Below are 23,588 nucleotides of genomic sequence, written 5' to 3' on the forward strand. Positions count from 1 at the left end.
CTTATCCACTCTTTTCCATGTCATATTGTAAGTATATGGTCTTCAGAACGTTGACTACATGGGTAAGGGAATATTCACTCTTCGCTTTCTCCCAAGCAGAACGGGCCAGTTCATATCGATAGGATGGATCACTAATGACCTTCTCAAGCGCATCACTGAGGGCAACAACATCTTCAACAGGAACAAGCAATCCATTCACACCGTCTTCGATTTGTTCAGGTATTCCACCAACGTCACTTCCGACGAGTGCAAGGCAGCTTAGAGCTGCTTCAGCGAATACTGAGCCGAAAGACTCCGCTCTAGATGGCAATACGAAAATATCGAAGAAAGGAATAAACTCTTCTGGATGTAGCGTATATCCATAAAATATCGTTTCATTATAAATTCCGAGCTCACGTGCCAATCCCTCAAGCTCCTTACGAAAGGGCCCGTCACCGATAATATGAAGCACATAGTCATATCCCCGATTTTTAAGCTCAGCACAAGCTTTGAGTAGAATATCCAATCCTTTCGCAGGGACAAGACGGCAGACCGTAACAAGCTGTGCTATCTCATTCTCATGGGGGATCGGTCTGAATCGTTTCTCATCAAATCCGTTCGGAATGACGTTAATAAGTTCAGGGTGATTAACATAAGGTGACACATATCCTGCAAAGGATTGCGATACCGTTATTAAGCGATCACTCTTGTGTTCCAACTCACGATATAGGGATACTAGAAATTGATGCTCAGGTCCATTCTCTTGAATCTTCCCATTGAGGATTAACTCTCCTTCATAACTAGAGTGGATCGTTTGGATCAGTGGTGTATCAGGAAATAATTGTTTCAACGCTAGTCCAGCAATCGGATGATGTGCATGAATTAGTTCATATGGTTGTTGAATACGCATATGACTCCACCAGAGATAATCTCTATAAGTCTGAATATATTTCTGTACGATGTCACTATCTTCATAAATGGTCCAGTCGAATGTATCAAATACAACTTCTTCTTGACCCTTGTTGCGAATTCTCCTCGGTAACCAGAACATATCCATCTCCCAGCGGGAGGAACTGAACCGCTCCTGCATATAAGGAATCATAGATGATACACCACCCGGCTGTTCTGGTGGGAAGAATAATGCTTGTAACAATTTCATTGAGTATTCCCTCTTTCTATAATGTCAGTCATATCTATCATCCGAGGATTTATGGTATATTAAGAACATACGTTTCATTATGACGGATTAATCATTCGTTGTATATAAAATTCACATTCAGGAACGAGGAATATTGATGCCATCTTCACTTTGGTCCTCCCCTATCATATCGGGGTTCGCTGCAACATGTAGTTTTTATATAGTATTCATCATGACAGTGATGTGTCTCATTATGTACAGCAAACAACGTAGACAAGCTTACCTATATATGGTGCTTGCCTTCCTCTTTATTATGGCATACGAAGGAATGAACATCCATTTCAACCTAACAGAAGGAGATGTTGTATATAGGTATTCTCTATGGTCTATGCGGATGCAGGTCTTCTCATTTCTACTTTTAAATGCATCCGTTTATCTATTGTACCGAAAGATGAATAAAGCTGGATACATACTGCTTGGATTGATGATATTACTATTTCTTGTTCCACTTTTCCCCTTAGGGTTCCCACCATTTAATACCCCTTCGGGACAGTTTCTTTATCTTAATATCCATCAAGGATTCGTTATTATTATAGGTCTGCGGTTGATATCACCCCGCATTGGACAACAATACAAATACATCTTCGGCTCGATTGTAAGTCTAATTTGGGTTATCATGACCATTATTAATCTTTATACAGATCAGATGAATACAACGCTCAATATATTGAGGTTATTACTTCCACTTGTTTATTACACGGTTATCTTTTTTATATTATTCCAAAGAATTGTTGAGCAAATGCAATCCATCTATCGTTCCTCTATTACAGATGGATTAACGAACCTCTATAACCGACGGTTCTTCATGAAAAATGTGAATCGTTATGTGGATCAGGGATTAAAGGTTTCTATCATTTTTTGTGATATCGACAACTTCAAGAAATTGAATGACACTCAAGGTCATGCCAAAGCAGACGATGTATTGATTCAGGTAGCTAATATTCTCGAAGAAGAAGTGTCTGGAGTAGGGCTATCGGGTCGATATGGAGGAGAAGAACTAGTAGCCGCATTAGTCGATAAACGAGCCAATGTAAATCATATTGCAGAGAGCATACGAGCACGTGTTGAACAAGAGAGCATCGTAACGATCAGTGTAGGACATAGTAGTCTCAGAAAGAATGTAACTGCAGATGAATTAGTATCACAAGCAGATCAAGCGATGTATCGTTCCAAAACGACAGGTAAGAATAAAGTCTCTCCTTTTCATGCTCCTAGATCTAAAAAACGGCCTGTTCAAGATCAAGGCCACTGAGAAATCCACACACATTAGTGTAGGATGCCGCTACAATGACGGATTGTCCTTACGATCGCTGTTGCCCTCCGATTTCTTGATTGTATACCGCATAGCGGTTGAAATCAGAGGGCAAAGGCGAACACTTTCGCTTCTTCAGGACAATTCCGTCATCTTCGCTACTTCGAATAGTATACCTTATTTTCTGCAAGGTCCGTTCTCGGAGCGTCTTTTCAGAACATCTATTTTCGCCTATAAGAAACAAACGGGTTGTCCCTAGCCATTTTCATGACTATTGGGACAACCCGTTTCTCTTTACTATTTAGGAGAGGCAGTATTTAAGGAGCGCAGCATGTACACCATCATCATTGTTCGAAAGTGTTATTTCATCTGCCGCCGCCTTCACTTCCACAGGCGAATTATCCATCGCAATACCTTTTCCTGCAAATGTTAGCATCGTGATATCGTTATAATAATTCCCGATCGCTAATATCTCTTCCTGTTGAATACCACGTTTCATAGCAAGTTGCTTCAATGCATTTCCTTTAGAAGCCTCTTTATTCATGAGATCTATGAAGTAATCTCCACTGCGGAGCATCGTAAGATCGAATGTCCAATTGCTTAATTCTTTATATAAATCATCAATAACATCCGATTCAGCGAACATCGTGAATTTGACGATAGGGTCTTTAAATTCAGTCCATTCTGGCAGATTCGATGGTAATGTCAGATAATTCTCATACATACCTCTTATTACTTCATCTAAACTCTCCACGCTATCCACGAACATTTCTAACGGTGTGTTAACATCAAAGTGAATACCTTTATCCCTACAATATTCCATAAATGGCGTTAGCGACATGTGATCCATGGGGAATTGATGAACGATCTCACTCGTGTCTACCTTAGCAGTTGCTGCACCATTATGACTGATAACATACCCCGTTAATCCCATCTGTTCCATAAAGGGTATCGTATTCTGAGGTCCCCGGCCCGTGCACAAAATAATTTCTGCCCCTGTGTTTGATACCGCCTTCACGGTCTCCATCGTCTGTTCACTAATTTCATGATCATCGTTCAAAAGAGTTCCATCCACATCTAGTGCAATTAGTTTGTATTTCATAACTCCATCCATCCTTTACTATCTCTGTATTTATCTACTTATCTATGATCATTCCTTGCCTAACAAGGATAACTCGTCCATGGTCAGCTCACGGTATTTACCAATTTCAAGTTTGGGATCAAGCGGTAGCTGCCCCATTTGAACTCGCTTTAGGTATACCACCTTTTTACCTACAGCTTCAAACATCCGCTTCACTTGATGAAACTTACCTTCATGAATCGTCAGCGATATCATAGAGATGATTCGATCTCCATCTTGTTCTTGGCTTAGCACAAACAGCTCCCCAGGCAAAGTAGTATAACCATCGTCCAGTGTGACCCCAAGTGCAAATCGAGCTATATCTTCCGCTCCAACATCCCCGTCCACCTTCGCTTCATACGTCTTTGGGACGTGCTTCCGTGGTGACAATAGATTATGTGCAAACTTTCCGTCATTCGTTAAAAGTAGTAATCCCTCTGTATCTTTATCTAGTCTTCCAACTGGAAAAGGTTCAAACAAGGCATGCTCAGATTCCAACAAATCAAGCACCGTTGCTTCACGCTTATCTTCCGTGGCAGATATGACTCCTTGCGGCTTATGCAGCATGATATAGATAAATTCCTTATAAACTATCCCTTTTCCATCTACTTCAACCGTATCATTGAACGGATCGACATGCAACCCGCTATCTTTCGTCATGGTACCATTTACCGTAATACTACCTTGCTTAACCATCCTCTTAATCTCACTTCGAGAACCATAACCAAGATGAACTAGTACTTTATCAATTCTTTGCGTCTTCCGATTTCCTCCACTCATATAAACGACACCTCCAATTCTTCACTTATGAACGAAAAAAAAGCTCCAATCATAACCTATATTTGTGGAACAACCCGCTATGATATCACATAGCAGGTTGTTCCATTATTCGTAGCAAGATAAACATCATCCTGATTGTTATCCATACTCATTCACTAACATGAGTCTTCACTCTCTGTGGCCGTTCAGGTCCCCGACGCTGTGGAATATTGCGTTCAATCGTTAGATCCGCCAAATCAACCGCCTGTTGTAATACTGGATCAACAATGACAATGGTTAGATCATAATAAAGAAAAGGATTCTCATCAAATCGCTCCAATTGATCAGCATAACGGCGAACTTGATTCACTAATGAACCCAACTCAATTCCGAGTGACAAAGATGGATACTGCTCCAATGTATCAGCAGCACTATGCAACATCTTCCTGCCACCAATGATATTATTATTTCGGAAATGATATAGTCCGACCGCTACCTGTAGAAGACCTTTATACAATGGATTCCGGTTATCACGAAGCCACAATTCTTCAAGCACCTCATGGCATTCGAAATAATCCTGATCACGATTGAAATAAATGAGGTAGGCGACGTACAATTCCTCATATTTCATCCGTATTCTCACCTTTTTTGGTTCTGGCAATCAATTGCTTCACTTCATCTAGAAGCACCTTCATTTCATCCATATCATGGCTCTGCCAGATGTCATTGAATCGATCTTGGAATCCAATAGCCTCATTAACTAAATGGTAGAAGTACAACTGGTGGATCAGTGAAAGCACCTGTGTAGTCACATTCGAGTCATCCTCAAACTGCTTCTGTGCTTCCAATATATCTTCACGAATACTCGACATCTCATTATCTAATGTTGATGCTGCTTCCCCTGCCTTTTTCAACCGCTTGCGAATATTATCCGGTAAACTCTCTGGATATTTATAGCTTAGAGAATGCTCTATAGTCGCCCAAAAGTTCATCGCTAGTGTACGAATTTGAATCTCAGCAAGTACAATCACTTGTCCAAGTGCGGTTTGAACAGGATATTCTACAATCATATGAAAGCTACGATACCCACTTTCCTTATAATTGGTAATGTAATCCTTCTCATACACTACTTTTAGATCTTTCCGATTACGAATGTATTCAGCTACACGACGTATATCCACTACGAATTGACACATAATTCGAATGCCAGCAATATCCTCAATACCCGTTTCAAGCTTATCCATAGGGACATTTAAGTGTTTTGCCTTATTTAGAATACTAGATATTTTCTTCACTCGACCTGTAACAAATTCTATGGGAGCATATTCTTCGCGCTTCTTCAATTCCGAACGCATCGTTTTAAATTTAACTTTCAATTCCTCTACTGTCTGTTCGTAAGGGAGCAAAAACATGCCCCAATCCCTATTGTCCATTCCCATAAGCTAGCGAACCTCCTGTCTTTCACCTTCAGTGATGATCCGCACCTACCGCTTCTGATATATGACTAAATCCATCCTGAAGTAGGTACTTTCTCAATTCAGCATGAATCTTTCGATTCACTACTGGTCCTTCATAGATAAGTGATGTATATATTTCAACCAGACTCGCGCCTGCCCGAATTTTCTCATAAGCATCCTTACCAGTAAAAATTCCCCCAGAACCGATAATCGGTAGGGAGCCCTGACTCTGACGGTAAATTCGAGAAATAATTTCTGTAGATCGATTACTTAGTGGTTTACCACTCAATCCACCGCTTTCCTTCGCATTAGAATGATTCAGCCCTTCTCTTGATAAAGTCGTATTCGTTGCAATGACACCTGAAACGCCACTTGTTTGAAGGACTTCTACCATAGACTCAAGCTCCGAATCACTCACGTCTGGAGCAATCTTCACCAATATATGTTTACTCTTATTATGCTTACGCGCTTGTTCTTGCATTTCCTCCATGATATGCGAAAGTAGAGAAGATAATTCACTACCATACTGCAGATTACGCAAGTCTGGCGTATTCGGTGAACTAATATTAACTACGAAAAAATCACCATAAGGATATAATTTGCGTATGCATTCCTGATAATCCTTATAAGCTTCTTCATTTGGGGTTAGTTTATTCTTCCCTATATTTATAGCAACTGGAATTCGCCGCCTCTGATTCGTTGAAAGTCTTCGCTCCATTGCATCTATACCTTCATTATTGAACCCCATGCGATTCACAAGTGCCTCATCAGGAGGTAATCTAAATAGACGCGGCTGTTCATTCCCCGATTGCCCCTTAGGTGTTACTGTTCCCACTTCCATAAATCCAAACCCAATGGAAGAGAAGCCTTGTACAGCTACCGCATTTTTATCCAATCCTGCAGCTAGACCAACAGGGGTCGGAAAGTGTAAGTCGAATAAATCAACAGCAAGATCAGCTGTTTCCTTTACACCCCATAAACTTTGTAACACATGGGATACGCCCGGGATGGAGCCAGCAGTATGTAATCCTCCAACGACGAGATGGTGCGCTTTTTCTGGATCTATTTTAAAAAGTATCGGTTTAGCTACGTTTTTATACAACACAAGTTCTCCTCATCTCTATCTACTTTTTGATCTCACACTTTTATAGTTTATCCTTTTACAGTTTAAAAAGAAAGTGAAACTACCTCTATATCAGACTCCATTTTATCATGAATAGTGTTATAGCTATTTATTAAAAAACACATTACAATTGGATTAGTGAATGAAAATCATTGAAAGAGGGTTATCTTTATGGCAACCAAACGTAAACCACCTACACTTCAACATACCAAACAAGAAGTGAATAAGAAAGCGCTCTTATGGGTTGGACTCAGCATATCTATCGTCGTCATTGCAATGATCGTTCTACTTATTTTCAACATTTAATTCAACCAACGGTATTTTTTGAGCGGGTTCGTCTGATCCTGTCTATGCTGTGATCGATAACGATCTGTTGGAACCCGCTCTTCATCAGGTAGAACCCCTTTTTCTATACGTACTTTCGTGCCCATGGGAACAAGATCGAATAACTCCTCTATATCCTCCTTCAACATTCGTATACAACCTAATGATTCGTCACGACCAATACTACCAGGCTCATCCGTTCCATGAATCGCATAATTGCTAGAAGATAACTGCATTCCACGGCTACCAAATTCACCATTAGACCGTCCATTTGGGTTTACAACCTTATCCGATATAATAAAGTCATCCTCTGGTGTTTTGTCTCCGCCCAGCCCTACTTTGTAATTACGCAGTATGATATCTCCACTAACTACCGCCAATCGATAGTTCTTTTTATCCACAATAATCTCTAATGGCTCTTTAAAGAACATATCCCCTTCCATACCCGAATCAGAACCTGTCATTACTGAACCTTCTTTATTACTCGACGTTGTACCTGAGTCACCCCCAGCAGTAATTGGGGTAGTTGCTGTTGCCGGTATTGTCGCACCTATGCTTGCATTGATCTCATTAAAATACTTCTTCATCACTTCCGTTGAACCGGATATTCTATTTCGCGGAAATGGTTGTACTAATTCACTAAAACTTTCAGGTACACGCCCCTTTTCTTGCACAAAAAAGCGAATTGCACTTGATAATGCCGCTAGTTCCTCTTGCTTCTTAACCCATAATACGGCAGATGCCTTGAGTTTCGTTGCATCAGGTGGTGTGCATGCACATTCATTGGAATCATAAGGTTGATAGGTCACTTGTGCCCCATCCGTTTTTTCTAACGTAAATGATATGGGCATATTTCGTTTCCATATCAACCATTTGTCTTCACGCTCCATCTTAAGCACAGCAATCCTTGGTGGTAAAGCACCTGAACGAACAAGCATATTCGATAGCGTTCGAGCCTTCTCATCCGGTGAACCATTGGGTTGCGCTGTAAATCGAGGACTCACAAGAGGAGTATTCTGCTTTAACTCTCTCTCAGTTACAATTGCTTCTGGTTGCTGCTCTATTTCATTCATAGCAATCTGTTCCACATCAGGAACCAAAGCAATCGTATCTCCTGGCGTATGTACTGAAGGTATAAAGGTCAGGAATAAAAGGAGCAGCGTCAGGAGGATGACACGTACTTTACGAATGCGACGTTCTTTATGGCGTGATATCTGCAAAATTCTATCTTCGTATTCCTTCCAAACATCATCCGGCACCTTACTCTTTTCAAAAGCTTCAAATACTTCACTAGATTGATTAAAGCAATAATTAGCTTTACCTTCCTGTCCATTCTTTTCGTATTCCTTACCTAATAAGTACCATCCCATCTTATTCTCAGGATGTAGCTTCACATATTCTTTAAGGTATATAGAATCTTTCATCTCATCTGGACCCCCGAAATACCGTTTTACTATATATATCGGCAGAAAGACAAAAAAAATAGACATCCCCACATCAAGCTATATCGTGAGTATGCCTATTTTGTTATTTCACACCTGTCAAAACCTATCATTAACCCTCTTTATTAAAAGGTTCGTCTGCAATCTTGATAGAATCTGTTGGGCAACCATCACATGCATCATCTAAATCATCAAACATGTCTTCTGGTATCACAGTCACACCACGGTTAGCGTCGTCTCCGTAGATAACTTCAGCTATTCCTTCATCGTCATAATCATAAATATCTGGTGCTGTTGCACCGCACGCCCCACATGCAATGCAAGTATCTTTCTCTACCCATGTATATTTAGCCATTATCTTCTCTTCCTCCTGTATATCCATTCATTACAGCCTTTACGTCAAGCGACATCATCCATAATATTAAACCATTAAAAATGAATTTTCAATTGATTTCGAACAATATTACCAATTGTTATCCTAGTTATGACAATTTATCATCGGATTTATCTCTGAAATCCATTTGCAATGAAGTTCCTCTAACTTTATGATTCCGAATTAACACCGATGGATCATCACCTAACATCCCTGCTGTCAGAACCGCATTCTCACCGAACTTGTTACGTAACAAGTCCATCGCCTTCGTTAAGGATTCCTTCTTAGGTTGCTGTTCATAATTAAAAAGATCCAATTGAATCGCTGAATCTTCTTTAGACACTAGATGTTGCAGCGTTACACCTAGTAATCGAACGGGCTTATCCCAATTCCAGTGTTCATGGTATAATTGGCAGGCCTGCTCATAAATATCATCCGTATGATCTGTCGAGGCATTCATTGTGTGGGTACGTGTAATGGTCTTCATATCTGGTGTTCGAATCGTAATCTGCACTCCACCAGCAACCAATTGCTGTCGTCGAAGCCTACGAGCCACTTGATCGCTTAAGTTGAGCAGAACACGATGGATATCTTCTTTCGCACAGATATCCTCAGGGAGTGTCGTTGTATGGCCTATCGACTTGCTCTGTTCACGCCCTTCTAACACCGGTGAGTGATCAATCCCGTTCGAAGCCTGCTTCATCCATACGCCGAGCACACCGAAATTCTGTTTCAATAATTGCTCATCCGCTTCGGCTAACTGCCCAATCGTGTGAATATTAAGTTTACGCAATTTATCTGCGGTTCGATCACCAATACCAAATAATTCAACACATCGCTTATCCCAAAGAACCTTAGGAACATCTCGGATACGAAGTATCGTTAGACCGTTAGGTTTTTTCATATCTGAAGCCATTTTTGCTAGTAGTTTATTCGGAGCGATACCAATTGAGCATGGGAGCGATAGTTCTTTATACACTCTATTCTGAATTTCTGTAGCAATCTCATATGGGGTTCCAAATTGTTTGGATCCTGAAATATCTAAGTAACACTCATCGATCGATGTCGCTTCCATACAAGGTGTGTAATCATAAGCTATCTTCATAAAAGCGTTAGAATATTTACGATATGCATTGAAATCTGGCGATATAACAATCAGGTTAGGACACTTCTTCAGCGCTTGATTGACAAGCATTCCCGTTGTTATACCTAAACGTCTTGCAGCATATGAACAAGTGACAATAATTCCTTTACGTAGTTCAACGCTTCCTGCTACAGCCGTTGGCTTATCCCGGTATTTATCGGGCTCTTCCGCTTCATGTACAGAGCAATAGAATGCATTCATATCGACATGAAGTATAACCCTGCCATTAGCTGGATAATATTCATCGATTGTTCTCATTATAATACCCCTTCTTCGTTCATTTATATGACGATAATGTCAGCATACCCTCCTCATACGAAGAGGTCAAGAAATAAGCTTGGCAAAGAAAATTGAATTCTTTGTTACATTCCAGCGTAGAAGTGCTATAATTATGAACTATAAAAACGTCATTACAGTGAGTATAAAAGGAGGGCTATAATGTCTGCATCCATTGCTATATTCGATACAACCTTACGAGACGGCACTCAAGGCGAAGGAGTCAGTTTATCGGCGGACGACAAATTGAAAATTGCCAAAAAACTAGATGATCTCGGTGTTCATTATATTGAAGGTGGCATTCCCGGCAGCAATAGCAAAGACATTGAATTTTTCAAAAGAGTTCAAGAGCTTAGGTTACGTGCAAAAATCACTGCATTTGGAAGTACAAGACGCAAAAACACGGAAGCATCTCAAGACCGAAATCTACAATCTATTCTTGAATCAGGTGCACAGGCTGCAACTTTAGTTGGGAAGTCATGGGACTTCCATGTCCATACTGCACTTCAAACAACATTAGAAGAGAATTTAGCCATGATCTACGATTCCATTTCATTCTTGAAACACAACGGACTTGAAGTGATCTTTGATGCTGAACATTTCTTCGATGGCTACAAGAATAACCCGGAATATGCACTTACAGTTCTCCAAAAAGCCAATGATGCTGGAGCTGATTGGTTAACGATGTGTGATACGAACGGTGGAACTCTTCCCCATGAGATTCACGATATCGTCAAAGCTGTTGCTACATATTTACCTGATGCTAACCTAGGTATTCATACTCATAATGACTGCGAACTTGCTGTTGCTAACACATTGAGCGCTATACAAGCTGGAGCAAGACAAATCCAAGGAACAATAAATGGTTATGGCGAACGTTGTGGAAATGCAAATCTATGCTCGATCATCCCTACGCTTCAGCTTAAAATGGGATATGACTGCATTGAAGCCGAATCGTTAAAACAACTATCCAACACCGCTCGTTATGTAAGCGAAATCGCAAATGTACACTTACCCGTTAACCAGCCTTATGTTGGCAGTGCTTCATTTGCTCATAAAGGGGGCATCCATGTCTCTGCAATTCTGAGAGATTCACGCACCTATGAGCATATCTCACCGGAACTTGTTGGTAATAAACAACGAATCCTCGTGTCTGAGTTAGCCGGTCAGAGCAATATTCTGTCTAAAGCAAAGGACATGGGCGTAGAATTTGACCCCACCCTTGAACAATCACGTATAGTAATTGATAAAATTAAGGACTTAGAGCATCAAGGTTATCAATTTGAAGCAGCGGACGCTTCCTTGGAGCTCTTATTGCGTGAAGCAAATGGACAAATATCTGAGCTCTTCATCTTTGAATCCTTCAAAATGCTTGTTGAAAAAATTGCAGGTAAACCTGTCGTTTCTGAAGCATTTGTTAAATTAAAGATTGACGGTCAAAGCGTATACACGGCAGCCGAAGGAAATGGACCCGTCAATGCTCTCGATAACGCCTTACGGAAAGCACTTGTTCAATCTTTTCCAGAACTCAAAGAAATGCATCTATCTGACTACAAGGTACGTGTCCTAGATGAGAAAGATGCAACAGCAGCTAGAGTACGTGTTCTGATTGAATCGAAGAATATGGATAGTACATGGAATACGGTCGGTGTATCTGGCAATGTGATTGAAGCCAGTTGGGAAGCCTTAGTCGACAGTATGCGATATGCACTCTTGGGTCAGATTGGGCAAGTTGAGAAACTTCCGGATAATGCAGGCCAACATGGTCTTGTCAATCATTAATGGTTAGAGTATCACGTGAAACTTATACTTCCTTATATTTCAACAAAACCTCGGCATCCACAATGGACACCGAGGTTTTGTACTATCAAGATTTAATTAACTGTTGTACTTTCTTTTCCAATTCCTTTGCCGAAATAGTCCCGAGAATAACTTCCTGAATCACACCGTGTTTGTCGATCATCACATTTGTTGGAAAGGCCGCTCCCCCATATTGATCAAATATCGTTGCCTCAAGATCAAGTAGCACAGGAAAATTCAAATCATATTTCTTAACGAATGTCTCAGCATTCTTTTTATTATCAAACTTGGTTACATTTACACCATAGATTATAAGATCATTGGAATAGTCATTTGCTATTCTTACTAAATCAGGTGCCTCCTGCTTACAAGGATCACACCACGAAGCCCAAAAGTTCACCATGATCGCTTTGTCCTGTTTACCACCCACACTATACATATCCCCATCCAAACCAGTCGCAGAGAATGGAGGTGCGAGTAAACCGACCTTAGGGCCAGACTCCGTCGGGAATGGTTTGCCCATCTGAAATACAGCTTGCACCCCAGGGTCTGCATTCTGATACACAGCTATTGCTAACAAAATAATTGTGACAATCAATACAGTTATGTTACGCTTCATGAGGGTTGACTTCCTTTTCTTAAAGTTATTACGTATTATTCTACCCTCTTTCTGAAATAACTTACAGCGTTCTCCTCATGAATATTTGCTAAGCGCTAGTTATTGTATTAATCCCTCTCATTATGAACGACTTAAATAGGCATATAGATCACTAAGTGTATCTACCCTACGCTTGGAGATATCGATGAGATATGACTGCCACAACTTAGCAGTCATCAACGCATCCTCTAAAGCATGATGTCTTCCTATAATAGGAATATTACGCTCTATTAATAATTCATCAAGTCCGTACCCATCTCGCCGTGGTTCAAGCCAGCGCGCAATCATCATCGTGTCAATGATACGATGTCTTAAATGAGTCTTTGAAGTCTTCCATAAAGCTGCATTTAGAAATGCCTTATCATGAGCACTAGCATGGGCAATTAGCACTCTTCCCCCTACAAAAGACATAAACTCATGCAGACCATTCATAAGTGATGGTGCACCATCTACCATCCCCTGTGTGATCCCCGTCAATTCAGTAATATGCCGTGGAATCTGCTTATGGCAATCCACCAATGAATAGAACCTTTCCTCCTCAATGATATCAGCACCCACCATTCTTACAGCACCGAAAGACAAAATTCCATCCCCCTGTTGGGAGGAAAAACCCGTAGTCTCCAGATCAAACACAACCGTCTCAAGCTTTGATAAAGGAATCATTAACGCATCTGGACGACGCCGTTCTTTCAATAATGAACGGATAAAGGCCATATATTGAGCCGTTGGCGCCCCTATGCTGTCAGCTTTTGTAGATGGAATTCCCTCATGCCCCTTCATCGTTTCTTCCAATCTGCATATCGCAACATACGCTGTAGTACTCTATGTGTTCTTTTCACTGTTCCCAAGCTTTCACGAAGGTCATGCATGATTGGTTTTCTCTTCAGATCTTGTTCCGGAATATAATTACTACCTATAAATAACCCATCAACTATGGTATAAGAAGTACTTGCCCTCAATTGAATAGCTATTTCAAAGGCTTTATGACAATTTTCAATGGCGATATCCCCGGCACCTAGAGACATCAATTTATCTAACCTGCTCTGTGTCATCGTATCTTGTACACTGAATTGTATTGCCATAAATCTCACGAAATTCACTAACGGAATATAGAGACCATATTTAACATCGAATTCACCTGCATGTTCACCAAATCGCTCAGTTATGACTCTCCCCACTAGATTTAATGTTGCCTTATGTTTAACCGTATTGCGTAATATGGAAAATGGTAGTTCAGGGGAATCTTCGAACACTTGATATAGTGCTTTTTTAAATTGCTCAGTTAAGATATTGTCGCCAGCTATATGACGTACATCAGCTGCTATGATCAAATAACGAACTGGCTCCCAACTCATATCTCTTCCCCACTCCACTAATGTCGCTTTCCACTCCTGCAGCGGCCTTCTCCACATGGGTTCTGAGCACATCACTTTCCCTAGACATTTCTCATATCCCAAATAAGCCAGCCTGTCACACACGATATTGGAAAACTTCTCGAAATATTTATTGTTGCCCTCACTAAAGTCATCACTGATAATCATTCCATTATCTTGATCACTCCACAGGGTAGATTCTAGACGCCCAGCACTTCCGAATACAACGAACGAATAAACTACAGGTGGTAGACCATAACCGTCTACCACCATTTCTTCTTCACAATTCCTCAATACTTTAGCTACAAATAAATCATGCATTTGATTGACAAGAGACATCCATTCTGAGATTGGCAATACATGCTTCAACTGCTGAAGCTCTGTCTGATATTCACTACGTCTATCTTTTAATTCCTCCCAAGATGTTGAGATTGCAATTCCGTTCAAGTCTATAATCTGCTCTAGTGAATTTAATGATGTCAAATCACCCGCCCCTCTCCTTACAAGCATTCTGGCTAGCAGATCATAATCATTGTTAATTTATATCCGGTGTTGACGTATTCACAGGTTTTGCTTCTGCATTTACTAGTAATTTCATTTGTTCAGGATAACCATAGGTACCGTGTTCACTAATATCCAACCCCATCATTTCTTCTTCTTCCGTAACACGAAGCCCCATAATCTTTTTCATGGCACCAAGAATAATGAATGAGACCGCAAATACGAATACGAAGGTACCAAGGACACCTAATGCTTGAACCCCTAATTGCTGAAGACCTCCGCCATAGAACAATCCTGCTCCCCCTACTCCCGTAGCCTCAGCCAATTCTGCAGTAGCGAAGAATCCAGTAGATAGAGCACCCCATACTCCGGCAATACCATGAACAGATACAGCATAGATCGGATCATCTAATCCAGCGCGTTCTAACCATTGTCCAGCTAAGAATGCGACCGTCCCTGCAATAGCACCGATGACAATTGCTGCCCATGGTTCAACAAAAGCACAAGAGCCTGTTATAGCTACCAACGCGGCAAGCAGGCCATTCAACATACTCGGAATATCACCCTTACCAAAAATCATCCAGGAGATAGCAAGCGCGGCCAAAGCTCCAGCAGCTGCTGCAATATTCGTTGTAAGCGATACGTATCCAAAGAAATCTCCTAATCCCGTCAATCCGCTGCCTGGATTAAATCCGAACCAACCAATCCAGAGAATAATAACACCCAGTACCGTGTATACTTGGTTATGTCCCGGAATAGAATTCGGCTTACCATCTTTATTGTATTTACCTAGTCGCGGTTTTAATAAATATGTCGCTACAAGCGCTGCCGTAGCACCTGTCAGATGGACTACAGTAGACCCAGCATAATCTTGCATACCTAACTCAGCAAGCCATCCTCCACCCCAAACCCAGTGCGCGACGACTGGATAAATAACGACCATGAACAATATTCCAAATATAATATAGACACTTAATTTAGCACGTTCTGCCATTCCGCCAGAAGCAATCGCCAATGAAATAGCAGCGAACGATAATTGGAATAAAAACTTCACCGTTAAAGATACATCTGAACCTGCTAAGGAATTGAATGAACTTGCCATACCTTCTCCACCTAGGAAGAAGCCCGTTTGACCAATGATTCCATTACCATTACCAAATCCTAGACCAAATCCAACTGCCCAGAAGGAAATCACTGAAATACCCAAAGTCAAAATTGTTTTACCTGCAACATGACCAGCATTCTTCATACGAACAGATCCTGCTTCCAACAACACAAAGCCTGCTTGCATGAAGAATACTAGTATAACTGCTAAGAAGACGAAGACTGTGTTAAGCCCTGCTTGTAATTCCAAATTGCTTGCCCCGCCATCTGCAAATGCACGTATTGGAAAAGCTAACAATGCTACCATACCCAAAAAGACACCAATCCATCTTCTTCTCATAAAAACCATCCCCTCATCGTGTCAGGTTATATAACATAAATTATTATCCTGTATTGCGATTATAAGCACCAACAGTAATAACTGACAATTCTTTTTTATTTATCAATAGAATAGATAATTCTTATGTTATAAAATGTAACACTTTGAATATAATATTTATCTATAGTTTTCACTTCACATATAAAACATTTTATCGTCTAGAAAGTCTAACGTTTGACTGTATGGTTGTTCATCAGGTATCATATTTTAAATAAGTACTTAAATGAGGTGATTTCACATCGGAGATATCATGTTATACCGAATTGGAGAATTAGCAAGATTAGCTGGCATCAGCGAACGAACCATCGATTACTATACCAAACTAGGGTTGATTACTCCCGAAAGCCGAACTCAGAAAAATTACCGTCTATACAGTAATGAAACCTCTGAACGTCTGGTACGTATTATTCAGTTAAAGAAAGAGAAGTATACTTTAGAGGAAATTAAAACAAGATTAGACAAATGGAATATGATTATCGAGGAAACGCAAGTTTCAGACAAGCTGACCCATCTAGAACTGCATATGTTTCAGTTAGAGAAGGAACTAAGGGAACTTAGCCCACTAATTGAACAGATGAAGCCTGTGCAAGCTAGACGTACACTTACACAATTGCTACCACAAGGAGCAGCTTGTATAGAGGCACTGAAGATTCTACTTGATCATGGACCGTTACTATAAGTTCGAGCTTTACTCAATTTAAAGTACCACTATTATATAGGAGGTTAATAAATGAATTCTAATTCCATGTTTATACTAATTATTATCGCATTCTTATTCTCATTGTGGGCACAATCCCGTGTTAAGGGAACTTTCAATAAATGGGCTACGGTACCCGTCCATAACGGATTGACTGGTTATGAAGCCGCTAGGCGTATGTTGGATGCTAATGGTCTCCAGGATATTCCTATTGAGCCTATCAAAGGTTCTCTAACCGATCATTACGATCCCATTCATAAGGTAGTTCGTTTGTCGGAAACCGTGTATTACGAAAATTCAATCTCAGCTGTATCTGTAGCCTGTCATGAGATTGGCCATGCTATACAACACAAAGAAAGCTATCCTATGTTAGTAATACGCCATCGAATGTTCCCGGTTGTTAATTTCGCTTCACGGATAGCACCTTTCCTACTCATTGCAGGATTTATATTCGCTGCTACCAACCTAATCGGTCTTGGAGTCATTTTCTTCTCTGCAGCTGTAGCATTCCAACTTGTGACATTGCCGGTTGAATTCAATGCTAGTAGCCGCGCTCGTACGATCATGATTGAACAAGGATTCATTTCCAACGATGAAGAACGTGGTGTAGCTAAAGTACTAAATGCTGCCGCGCTTACTTATGTAGCTGCTGCCTTGATCTCAATTCTCGAATTAATTCGTTATATCATGATCTTTACAAGCAATCGTGACTAATCAAGTCAAAGAAAACCCCGATTTTATACAATCGGGGTTTTCTTATTCTCATCCATAAATTCGAAGTATTTAAGTAAGAAATTACGAAATGCCTGTGCAACTAAAGGTAGCTTATCATCAGATCTATGAATTAATCCGATCGTACGCGTTATTCTCGGTTCAATTACCCTAACACGAGCAGGTTGAAGTGGATTACTTTGAAAAAAGGCCATCTCAGGCAACAGACTAACTCCCATCCCCGCCCCAACCAATCCACGAATTGTATCCGTTTCTTCTCCCTCAAAGGCGATTTCCGGTGAGAATCCGGCATCAAGACATGCCTGCCATACAATTGGACGCAGAGAATATCCTTTGCTAAACAAAATGAATTTATCTTCCTTTAGTTGATCCAAAGTTATCGATTCCTGCTCTGCCAATATATGGCTTTGGGGAAGTATAGCATACAGTTCCTCAGTCAAAAGAACATCACCTTCGACCTGTTCATGCCCCTCTGGAAATGGAGATATAAATGCCAAATCAACTTCGGCAGATATGACATCTTTAATTAGCGATGGATACATTCCTTGCTTGAAACGGAATCTCACATTGGGATAACGCTTTCTAAACTCTGCAACGACAGACGGAATCAAGTGAATGCCGAGACTATGAGGAAAACCTATTCTGATCTCCCCACGTTCTGGATCTAGAAATTCATGAACCTCAGCCACAGCTTTGTCCAGATCCTTCATAAGCGTCTCTACTCGCTTACAGAACAAATGACCTACAGGTGTTAATTGTAAATTTCTACCCTTTTGCATAAATAAATCTACGCCTAGTTCCTGTTCCAATTGATGAATCTGCCTACTTACAGCAGACTGAGCTACATGAAGTTCTTCAGCCGCTTTCGTCACATGCTCTTTCTGTGCAACTTTCATGAAATAGTGCAACTGTCTCAGTTCCACGTGAGTGATCGCTCCAATCTAGAATGTATATTCTTGATCATATTTATCGTCGCTTCTTAACTAGCCTAATCATGAGTCCATATACGAAGAACCCGCCAATTAAACCACCGAAATGAGCCATCCAGTTAATTCTAACAACCATGACTGAGAATATAATCCCAAACATAAGCATAGCATACAACGTCTTCCTAGAGGACTCATCTATTATTTTGCGTTGAAGCAACGCGATGTATAGTAAAGCGCCATATACACCATAGATCGCACCTGAAGCACCCACAGATATAATATTGGCACCTATTTGAGTATAATATAGAGTCGATAGAACATTCCCTACAATGCCGCTTAAAACGTACAACAGTGCGTATCTCCACCAACCCATAAGTCGTTCTAGTGGCGGTGCGAATACTAATAACGCGAAACAATTAAACAGCAAATGGTCAAATCCATTGTGAAGAAACATCGCGGCGATATATCTCCAGCCTTCAGCACCATTTACAAGTCCACCGAATCGATATAATGTCACTATATCAGTTGAGCCGCCGTTTAGAGATAATACCAAAAACATGATGACGTTAGCTAGCAATAACAGTGTCGTCACAGGATAAAATTTAATATAACTTTTCCAATCTTCATATCGGATAAATATCATAGTAACTTTCCTTTCTTGATACTTAAATAAGTCCAACATTGGTAATACATTCTCAAGTAGATTATAATAATCTTGGCAGTCTTTCACTTAAATCAAATAATCAAGGAGGAATCTCACAATGCCACAAGAACGTACAGGTATAGCTACTCTTAAAGGTAACCCCATTACATTGGTTGGTCCAGAATTAAAAGCAGGTGATTCCGCTCCCGACTTCACAGTAAGTAAAAACTTGCTTGAAGAAGTATCCCTGAAGGATTATGCTGGTAAAATAAAATTAATCAGCGTCGTTCCCTCACTTGACACGGGAGTTTGTGACGCACAGACTCGTCGTTTCAATGTAGCTGCAGATCAACTAGGAGACGATGTCGTTATTCTTACGATCAGTATGGACCTTCCATTCGCTCAAGAGCGTTGGTGTGGTGCAGCAGGTGTTGAGCGTGTCGTGACATTGTCTGACCATAAATCATCTTCTTTCGGTGAAGCTTATGGAGTATTGATTAAAGAATTACGTCTTGATATGCGCTCAATTTTCGTTATAGATAAAAATGATAAACTTGCTTATGTTGAATATCTTAAAGAAATGACTGAACATCCGAATTACGAAGATGCTATAGCTGCAGTCAAAGAACTACTGTAATCCATGCTAAAAAGCGAGAGGAAGAGAACATCTTTCTCTCGCTTTTTTTATATAACATATAATAAATACTTGTCCATTATGATTCTATATTTCTTATAAGTTGAATCTTTATTATGAAATTTTATATTTAGCTAATTTCTTATCTAAAATGCCAAACAAATGGAGAATGTAACGATAATTAGCTCCCAAATCTCCTAATGAACCTCTTGAAGCTGAGTAGATGTCGACAGCGCTACGAACTGGGGTAACTGATAATATAGATACTGTAATATCCACTGTACGTCCCATAGCGCTCCTCTTCTCTAGAATGATCTCTCCAACCGAGGGCACTTCATGCAAAACCTTATAACCTGGAATTTTTTTTAGCGTGGAAGTCACTTCCTCCCATGCCTTGTCCTTCGATAAATTATAATAACGCGTTTTCATTTTAGGATCTTTCGCTCGGTCACTCGTTCCCTCTTGACTCCGTATGACCCCCATCAAAACTCTCTTTAACGACAAGACCGTTCCCCCTTTATATTATCCATCATTACATACTTATTAGTTTAACATTGAACTGTTCAGAACAAAAGAGGTGTTGCCATTCTAGAATAAAAAAAGCATTCCAATGTCATTAAACTGTCGACATTGGAATGCAGGTAACATATAACTTATTAGATAAAAAGGAATCCCGCTTATGCCGTTCGGTCAAATAGCCCTCTGAACCTGCAGTAGCAGGTGGGTGATTTCAGAATTGTTTATGAAGTCCCCATGTCATATAGACAGGGCGTTCCAGCCACACTTCTTATCAATCTCCCTAGACAATCATCATTGGTTCAAAATAACGATCAACCGTGGCGAACATCGCAGGATGTATTTTCATTATAATCCTAATCTCTATAAAAGTAAACTCAAATGAAGTCGTTTTCAAACTCCACCCTTATTCCATGGATTTTTCTTTTTTCTGCTCCGCTTTCTCCTCATCTAACAATCTCAAGCGCTCTGCTTGCTCCTGCATCTTAAGGAATGATCCGTAAAAGTTAAAAAATGACCATAACGCAATTAATGTAATGACAAAAAAGAAAATCAATACTGGGTAGAGTGATGCTATATATAATAGTAGTCCACATCCCAGTACAGTTGAGATCATCCGAAAAGGTCTAATAATGGTTAATAGGATTGCATTCTTGATAATCATAAAGACACCCAAGTGATAATGAACAACCATCGAGAAGAAGTTAAACATAGAAACAAATAAAATAAGAAGCAGTAACAACATGACTCCGCCTACAAGTTGCAAATTATCCATGGTCATATATACTTTATAGTCGACCCACATCACAACAAATAATAATGTGTAGAATATTCCACCAATCATGCTTTGCTTGTAATTTCCCTTGTATCCTGTAAAAAACGTTCGGAATACAGGCACTTCCGAATCTCCCATAACCCACTTACGTACAACAGCATATAATGCCGAAATTGCAGGAAATAGTACGAACGGAGCTAGAATACCCAGTACCCAATTTAATAATAACTGATCATCTGCCGTCGCTTCCGTTGTAATTAACAAGAATTTGAGTATTAACACCAATACAAATGGTGATGAACAGATAAGCCACAGTATGTTAGTATACGCAATCCGTGTAATCCATTCCGTTAATTTATAAATTCCTCCCATTGTGCCCTTGAATTCCAAAAGTTCTCCCCCTCTGTAATTATGCTTGTATATAATAATATAACGCATTTCCTATCGACAAAGCCAGTGCCTAATTTTCTTAAGGCTGGGTAGATGTCTAAACAAGCTTCAACCTACTACATAGAATATAAAGTAAACCAAGTAATTCACAAATTAAAGGAGGTTTTCACAATGTCTGCCCCTATAGGATTTGGCGGTTTCACTTCAACAGGTGCCATTCTCGTATTGTTCATATTGTTGGTTATCATCACACGTGCGTTCATTCTCTAGTTTCAAATGAAACTTATACTTTCTTATACTTCAAAAAGGCGGAGTGCATATGCACTCCGCCTTTACGTTATAACACACAAGTCTAATTAACTAATTATTCGAAAGAGCTGTCAGGACGTTTCGCCGGACGAGTGCTACTGCTGCTACTTGGACGAGGTTTATTCGTACGTGCAGAAGAATCACGAGAAGCTCCACCATCTTTGTTATAGCTACTCTTACCTGCATAACCACCACGACTACCGCCACCACTACTGTCACGATCACGACGATAGTTGCTTCCGCCAGTGCTTGAACCAGAAGAACTGCCGTTACGTGAACCATAACTGCTTGATGGTTTACGACCACTGCGAATGTCTGGTTTGCGACGTTTTGCACGCATTGGATCTTCTGGTGTCAAATGGATATCCGAATCCTTTTTATCACCTGTAAGAAGTTTCATAGCTGCTGTTAGCAATTGAACCGAATCATATTGCTCCAACAATTGAATCGCGATGCCTTTATACTCGTTCAATTCACCCTTCTCCAACGTCTCAAGCAATCTTTCTGCTGTAACCCGTTGTTTACCTTCAATAGCTTCAGCCATTGTAGGAAGTGGTTTGCGAGCAATACGGTGGCGTGTAACACGCTCGATAAAGTGGAAATGATCCATTTCACGTGGAGTTACGAACGACAACGCCGTTCCTTCTTTACCTGCACGACCAGTACGACCAATACGGTGTACATAGCTCTCAGGATCTTGAGGTAGATCGAAGTTAATAACATGCGTTACACCAGAAACATCGAGTCCACGAGCCGCAACGTCAGTTGCAACTAATACATCAATACTACCGTCACGGAATTTACGCATAACTGCATCACGTTGATTCTGAGACAAGTCTCCGTGCAATCCGTCTGCTGAATATCCACGCTTTTGCAAGGCTTCAGATAATTCATCTACACGACGCTTTGTACGTCCGAATACGATAGCAAGATCAGGTGATTCCATATCAATAAGGCGACTAAGTGCTTCGAATTTTTGACGTTCTGGAACCTCAATATAGGCTTGTTCAATAAGTGGACCTTGATCTACTTGTTTAGAGATAACGGAAATATGTTCCGGATTACGCAAGAACTGTTGCGCAAGCTTCTGAATGTTAGCTGGCATTGTTGCGGAGAAAAGCATCGTTTGACGTTCCTCAGGGACTAGCTTAAGAATGGATTGAATATCTTCCATGAAACCCATATCCAGCATTTCATCAGCTTCATCAAGTACAACGGTTTGGACATCATTCAAACGAATCGTTTTGCGATTAATATGATCCAATAGACGACCAGGTGTACCAATAATAATCTGAGGTTTGTTCTTTAGGGAACGAATTTGGCGGCTAATATCTTGGCCACCGTAAATTGCCAACGAACGAACTCCTGCAAAGCGGGCAAGTTTACCAATTTCTTCTGATACTTGAATAGCCAACTCACGTGTTGGAGCCATAATCAGTGCCATAATTCTGTCTTCATTTTTGCTGATTTTTGAAATCAACGGTATACCAAATGCTGCTGTTTTACCTGTACCTGTTTGTGCTTGACCAATTAAATCTCTTCCTGCTAAAGCAGGAGGAATAGCTTGTGCTTGAATGGGTGTAGCTTCTTCAAACCCAAGCTCCGTGATTGCTTGGAGAATTCTCGGATCCAAGTCAAATTCTGCAAATGTTTTCAAATATATTCATACTCCTTCTATAGAGTGGACATTCCACTTCATCA

The 23,588-nt window shown here is 40.4% G+C and carries 25 protein-coding genes and 1 other RNA gene; 7 read left to right on the top strand and 19 right to left on the bottom strand.

All coding sequences use genetic code 11. The features are described 5' to 3' along the window. Window position 1: 1 nt before the first annotated feature. Window positions 2-1,138 (bottom strand): glycosyltransferase family 4 protein, encoded by a 1,137-nt coding sequence (locus AC1TO9_RS07555; RefSeq protein ID WP_482054228.1) that lies wholly within the window; start codon window positions 1,136-1,138, stop codon window positions 2-4. A gap of 232 nt (window positions 1,139-1,370) precedes the next feature. Between AC1TO9_RS07555 and AC1TO9_RS07560 the strand changes: the two genes are divergently transcribed. Beyond that, window positions 1,371-2,429 (top strand): GGDEF domain-containing protein, encoded by a 1,059-nt coding sequence (locus AC1TO9_RS07560; RefSeq protein ID WP_482058779.1) that lies wholly within the window; start codon window positions 1,371-1,373, stop codon window positions 2,427-2,429. A 301-nt stretch (window positions 2,430-2,730) separates the two neighbouring features. Here the strand turns inward: AC1TO9_RS07560 and AC1TO9_RS07565 are convergent, their stop codons facing one another. The 5 genes from AC1TO9_RS07565 to AC1TO9_RS07585 form a co-directional block, all read right to left on the bottom strand. Next, entirely contained in the window at window positions 2,731-3,531 is an 801-nt protein-coding gene (locus tag AC1TO9_RS07565) for a Cof-type HAD-IIB family hydrolase (RefSeq protein ID WP_482054230.1), read from the bottom strand. Window positions 3,532-3,579: 48 nt separating this feature from the next. Further along, on the bottom strand, window positions 3,580-4,329 hold the full coding sequence (locus AC1TO9_RS07570; RefSeq protein WP_482054231.1) for a pseudouridine synthase: 750 nt from the start codon (window positions 4,327-4,329) through the stop codon (window positions 3,580-3,582). Between the two features lie 148 nt (window positions 4,330-4,477). Next, window positions 4,478-4,939 carry a DUF309 domain-containing protein gene (locus AC1TO9_RS07575; protein WP_482058780.1) on the bottom strand — a complete coding sequence of 154 codons (462 nt, stop codon included), beginning with the start codon at window positions 4,937-4,939 and terminating at the stop codon, window positions 4,478-4,480. After that, window positions 4,929-5,741 (bottom strand): GTP diphosphokinase, encoded by an 813-nt coding sequence (gene yjbM, locus AC1TO9_RS07580; protein ID WP_482054499.1) that lies wholly within the window; start codon window positions 5,739-5,741, stop codon window positions 4,929-4,931. Before yjbM ends, AC1TO9_RS07575 begins: the two co-directional genes overlap by 11 nt. Window positions 5,742-5,775: 34 nt before the next feature. Then, window positions 5,776-6,870: a quinone-dependent dihydroorotate dehydrogenase gene (locus AC1TO9_RS07585; protein WP_482054233.1), complete on the bottom strand. Its 1,095-nt coding sequence runs from the start codon at window positions 6,868-6,870 to the stop codon at window positions 5,776-5,778. A 189-nt stretch (window positions 6,871-7,059) separates the two neighbouring features. Here AC1TO9_RS07585 and AC1TO9_RS07590 point away from each other — a divergent pair, with 189 nt between their 5' ends. Next, window positions 7,060-7,194, top strand: a complete 135-nt coding sequence (locus AC1TO9_RS07590; protein WP_482054234.1) for a hypothetical protein — start codon at window positions 7,060-7,062, stop codon at window positions 7,192-7,194. Here the strand turns inward: AC1TO9_RS07590 and AC1TO9_RS07595 are convergent. The 3 genes from AC1TO9_RS07595 to AC1TO9_RS07605 all read right to left on the bottom strand — a co-directional run bounded on the left by AC1TO9_RS07595 (window position 7,191) and on the right by AC1TO9_RS07605 (window position 10,429). Next, entirely contained in the window at window positions 7,191-8,636 is a 1,446-nt protein-coding gene (locus AC1TO9_RS07595) for a L,D-transpeptidase (protein ID WP_482058781.1), read from the bottom strand. The genes AC1TO9_RS07590 and AC1TO9_RS07595 overlap by 4 nt on opposite strands. 130 nt (window positions 8,637-8,766) lie before the next feature. Continuing rightward, complete coding sequence (locus AC1TO9_RS07600; protein ID WP_482054236.1) at window positions 8,767-9,009, bottom strand: ferredoxin; 243 nt, start codon at window positions 9,007-9,009, stop codon at window positions 8,767-8,769. A 127-nt stretch (window positions 9,010-9,136) separates the two neighbouring features. Next, window positions 9,137-10,429, bottom strand: a complete 1,293-nt coding sequence (locus AC1TO9_RS07605) for a DNA polymerase IV (protein ID WP_482058782.1) — start codon at window positions 10,427-10,429, stop codon at window positions 9,137-9,139. A 180-nt stretch (window positions 10,430-10,609) separates the two neighbouring features. Between AC1TO9_RS07605 and cimA the strand changes: the two genes are divergently transcribed. Beyond that, window positions 10,610-12,229, top strand: coding sequence for a citramalate synthase (gene cimA, locus AC1TO9_RS07610; protein WP_482054238.1), 1,620 nt, complete (start codon window positions 10,610-10,612; stop codon window positions 12,227-12,229). 85 nt (window positions 12,230-12,314) lie between these two features. Here cimA and AC1TO9_RS07615 read toward each other — a convergent pair whose 3' ends face one another. From AC1TO9_RS07615 to AC1TO9_RS07630, 4 genes are all read right to left on the bottom strand, one after another. Continuing rightward, entirely contained in the window at window positions 12,315-12,866 is a 552-nt protein-coding gene (locus tag AC1TO9_RS07615; protein ID WP_482054239.1) for a TlpA family protein disulfide reductase, read from the bottom strand. A 120-nt stretch (window positions 12,867-12,986) separates the two neighbouring features. Beyond that, complete coding sequence (locus AC1TO9_RS07620; RefSeq protein ID WP_482054500.1) at window positions 12,987-13,685, bottom strand: exonuclease domain-containing protein; 699 nt, start codon at window positions 13,683-13,685, stop codon at window positions 12,987-12,989. After that, window positions 13,682-14,761 (bottom strand): DUF294 nucleotidyltransferase-like domain-containing protein, encoded by a 1,080-nt coding sequence (locus AC1TO9_RS07625; RefSeq protein WP_482058783.1) that lies wholly within the window; start codon window positions 14,759-14,761, stop codon window positions 13,682-13,684. Before AC1TO9_RS07625 ends, AC1TO9_RS07620 begins: the two co-directional genes overlap by 4 nt. A 52-nt stretch (window positions 14,762-14,813) precedes the next feature. Beyond that, entirely contained in the window at window positions 14,814-16,223 is a 1,410-nt protein-coding gene (locus AC1TO9_RS07630; RefSeq protein ID WP_482058784.1) for an ammonium transporter, read from the bottom strand. 289 nt (window positions 16,224-16,512) lie between these two features. Here AC1TO9_RS07630 and AC1TO9_RS07635 point away from each other — a divergent pair, with 289 nt between their 5' ends. Then, entirely contained in the window at window positions 16,513-16,941 is a 429-nt protein-coding gene (locus AC1TO9_RS07635; RefSeq protein ID WP_482054242.1) for a MerR family transcriptional regulator, read from the top strand. 51 nt (window positions 16,942-16,992) lie between these two features. Next, window positions 16,993-17,673, top strand: a complete 681-nt coding sequence (locus AC1TO9_RS07640; protein ID WP_482054243.1) for a zinc metallopeptidase — start codon at window positions 16,993-16,995, stop codon at window positions 17,671-17,673. A gap of 23 nt (window positions 17,674-17,696) precedes the next feature. On the opposite strand, the gene gltC is transcribed toward AC1TO9_RS07640, so the two are convergent. Then, window positions 17,697-18,614 (bottom strand): glutamate biosynthesis transcriptional regulator GltC, encoded by a 918-nt coding sequence (gene gltC, locus AC1TO9_RS07645; RefSeq protein WP_482054244.1) that lies wholly within the window; start codon window positions 18,612-18,614, stop codon window positions 17,697-17,699. A gap of 43 nt (window positions 18,615-18,657) precedes the next feature. Then, window positions 18,658-19,263, bottom strand: a complete 606-nt coding sequence (locus tag AC1TO9_RS07650; protein ID WP_482054501.1) for a rhomboid family intramembrane serine protease — start codon at window positions 19,261-19,263, stop codon at window positions 18,658-18,660. A gap of 118 nt (window positions 19,264-19,381) precedes the next feature. Here AC1TO9_RS07650 and tpx point away from each other — a divergent pair, with 118 nt between their 5' ends. After that, window positions 19,382-19,900, top strand: coding sequence for a thiol peroxidase (gene tpx / locus AC1TO9_RS07655; RefSeq protein WP_482054245.1), 519 nt, complete (start codon window positions 19,382-19,384; stop codon window positions 19,898-19,900). Window positions 19,901-20,011: 111 nt separating this feature from the next. On the opposite strand, the gene AC1TO9_RS07660 is transcribed toward tpx, so the two are convergent. From AC1TO9_RS07660 to AC1TO9_RS07670, 3 genes are all read right to left on the bottom strand, one after another. Next, window positions 20,012-20,401 carry a DUF1499 domain-containing protein gene (locus AC1TO9_RS07660; protein WP_482054246.1) on the bottom strand — a complete coding sequence of 130 codons (390 nt, stop codon included), beginning with the start codon at window positions 20,399-20,401 and terminating at the stop codon, window positions 20,012-20,014. Between the two features lie 162 nt (window positions 20,402-20,563). Continuing rightward, window positions 20,564-20,755: non-coding RNA, 6S RNA (ssrS, locus tag AC1TO9_RS07665), on the bottom strand. A gap of 64 nt (window positions 20,756-20,819) precedes the next feature. Beyond that, the gene (locus tag AC1TO9_RS07670) at window positions 20,820-21,578 is read right to left on the bottom strand and encodes a YesL family protein (RefSeq protein ID WP_482054247.1); all 759 of its coding nucleotides are present in this window, start codon (window positions 21,576-21,578) and stop codon (window positions 20,820-20,822) included. A gap of 171 nt (window positions 21,579-21,749) precedes the next feature. On the opposite strand from AC1TO9_RS07670, the gene AC1TO9_RS07675 reads away from it, so the two are divergent. Continuing rightward, a complete protein-coding gene (locus tag AC1TO9_RS07675) occupies window positions 21,750-21,848 on the top strand; it encodes a YjcZ family sporulation protein (RefSeq protein WP_482054248.1) in 99 nt (32 codons plus the stop codon). A 94-nt stretch (window positions 21,849-21,942) separates the two neighbouring features. On the opposite strand, the gene cshA is transcribed toward AC1TO9_RS07675, so the two are convergent. After that, the gene (gene cshA / locus AC1TO9_RS07680) at window positions 21,943-23,544 is read right to left on the bottom strand and encodes a degradosome RNA helicase CshA (protein WP_482054249.1); all 1,602 of its coding nucleotides are present in this window, start codon (window positions 23,542-23,544) and stop codon (window positions 21,943-21,945) included. Between the last annotated feature and the right edge of the window lie 44 nt (window positions 23,545-23,588).

It is taken from the genome of Paenibacillus sp. Y916 (assembly GCF_056786435.1).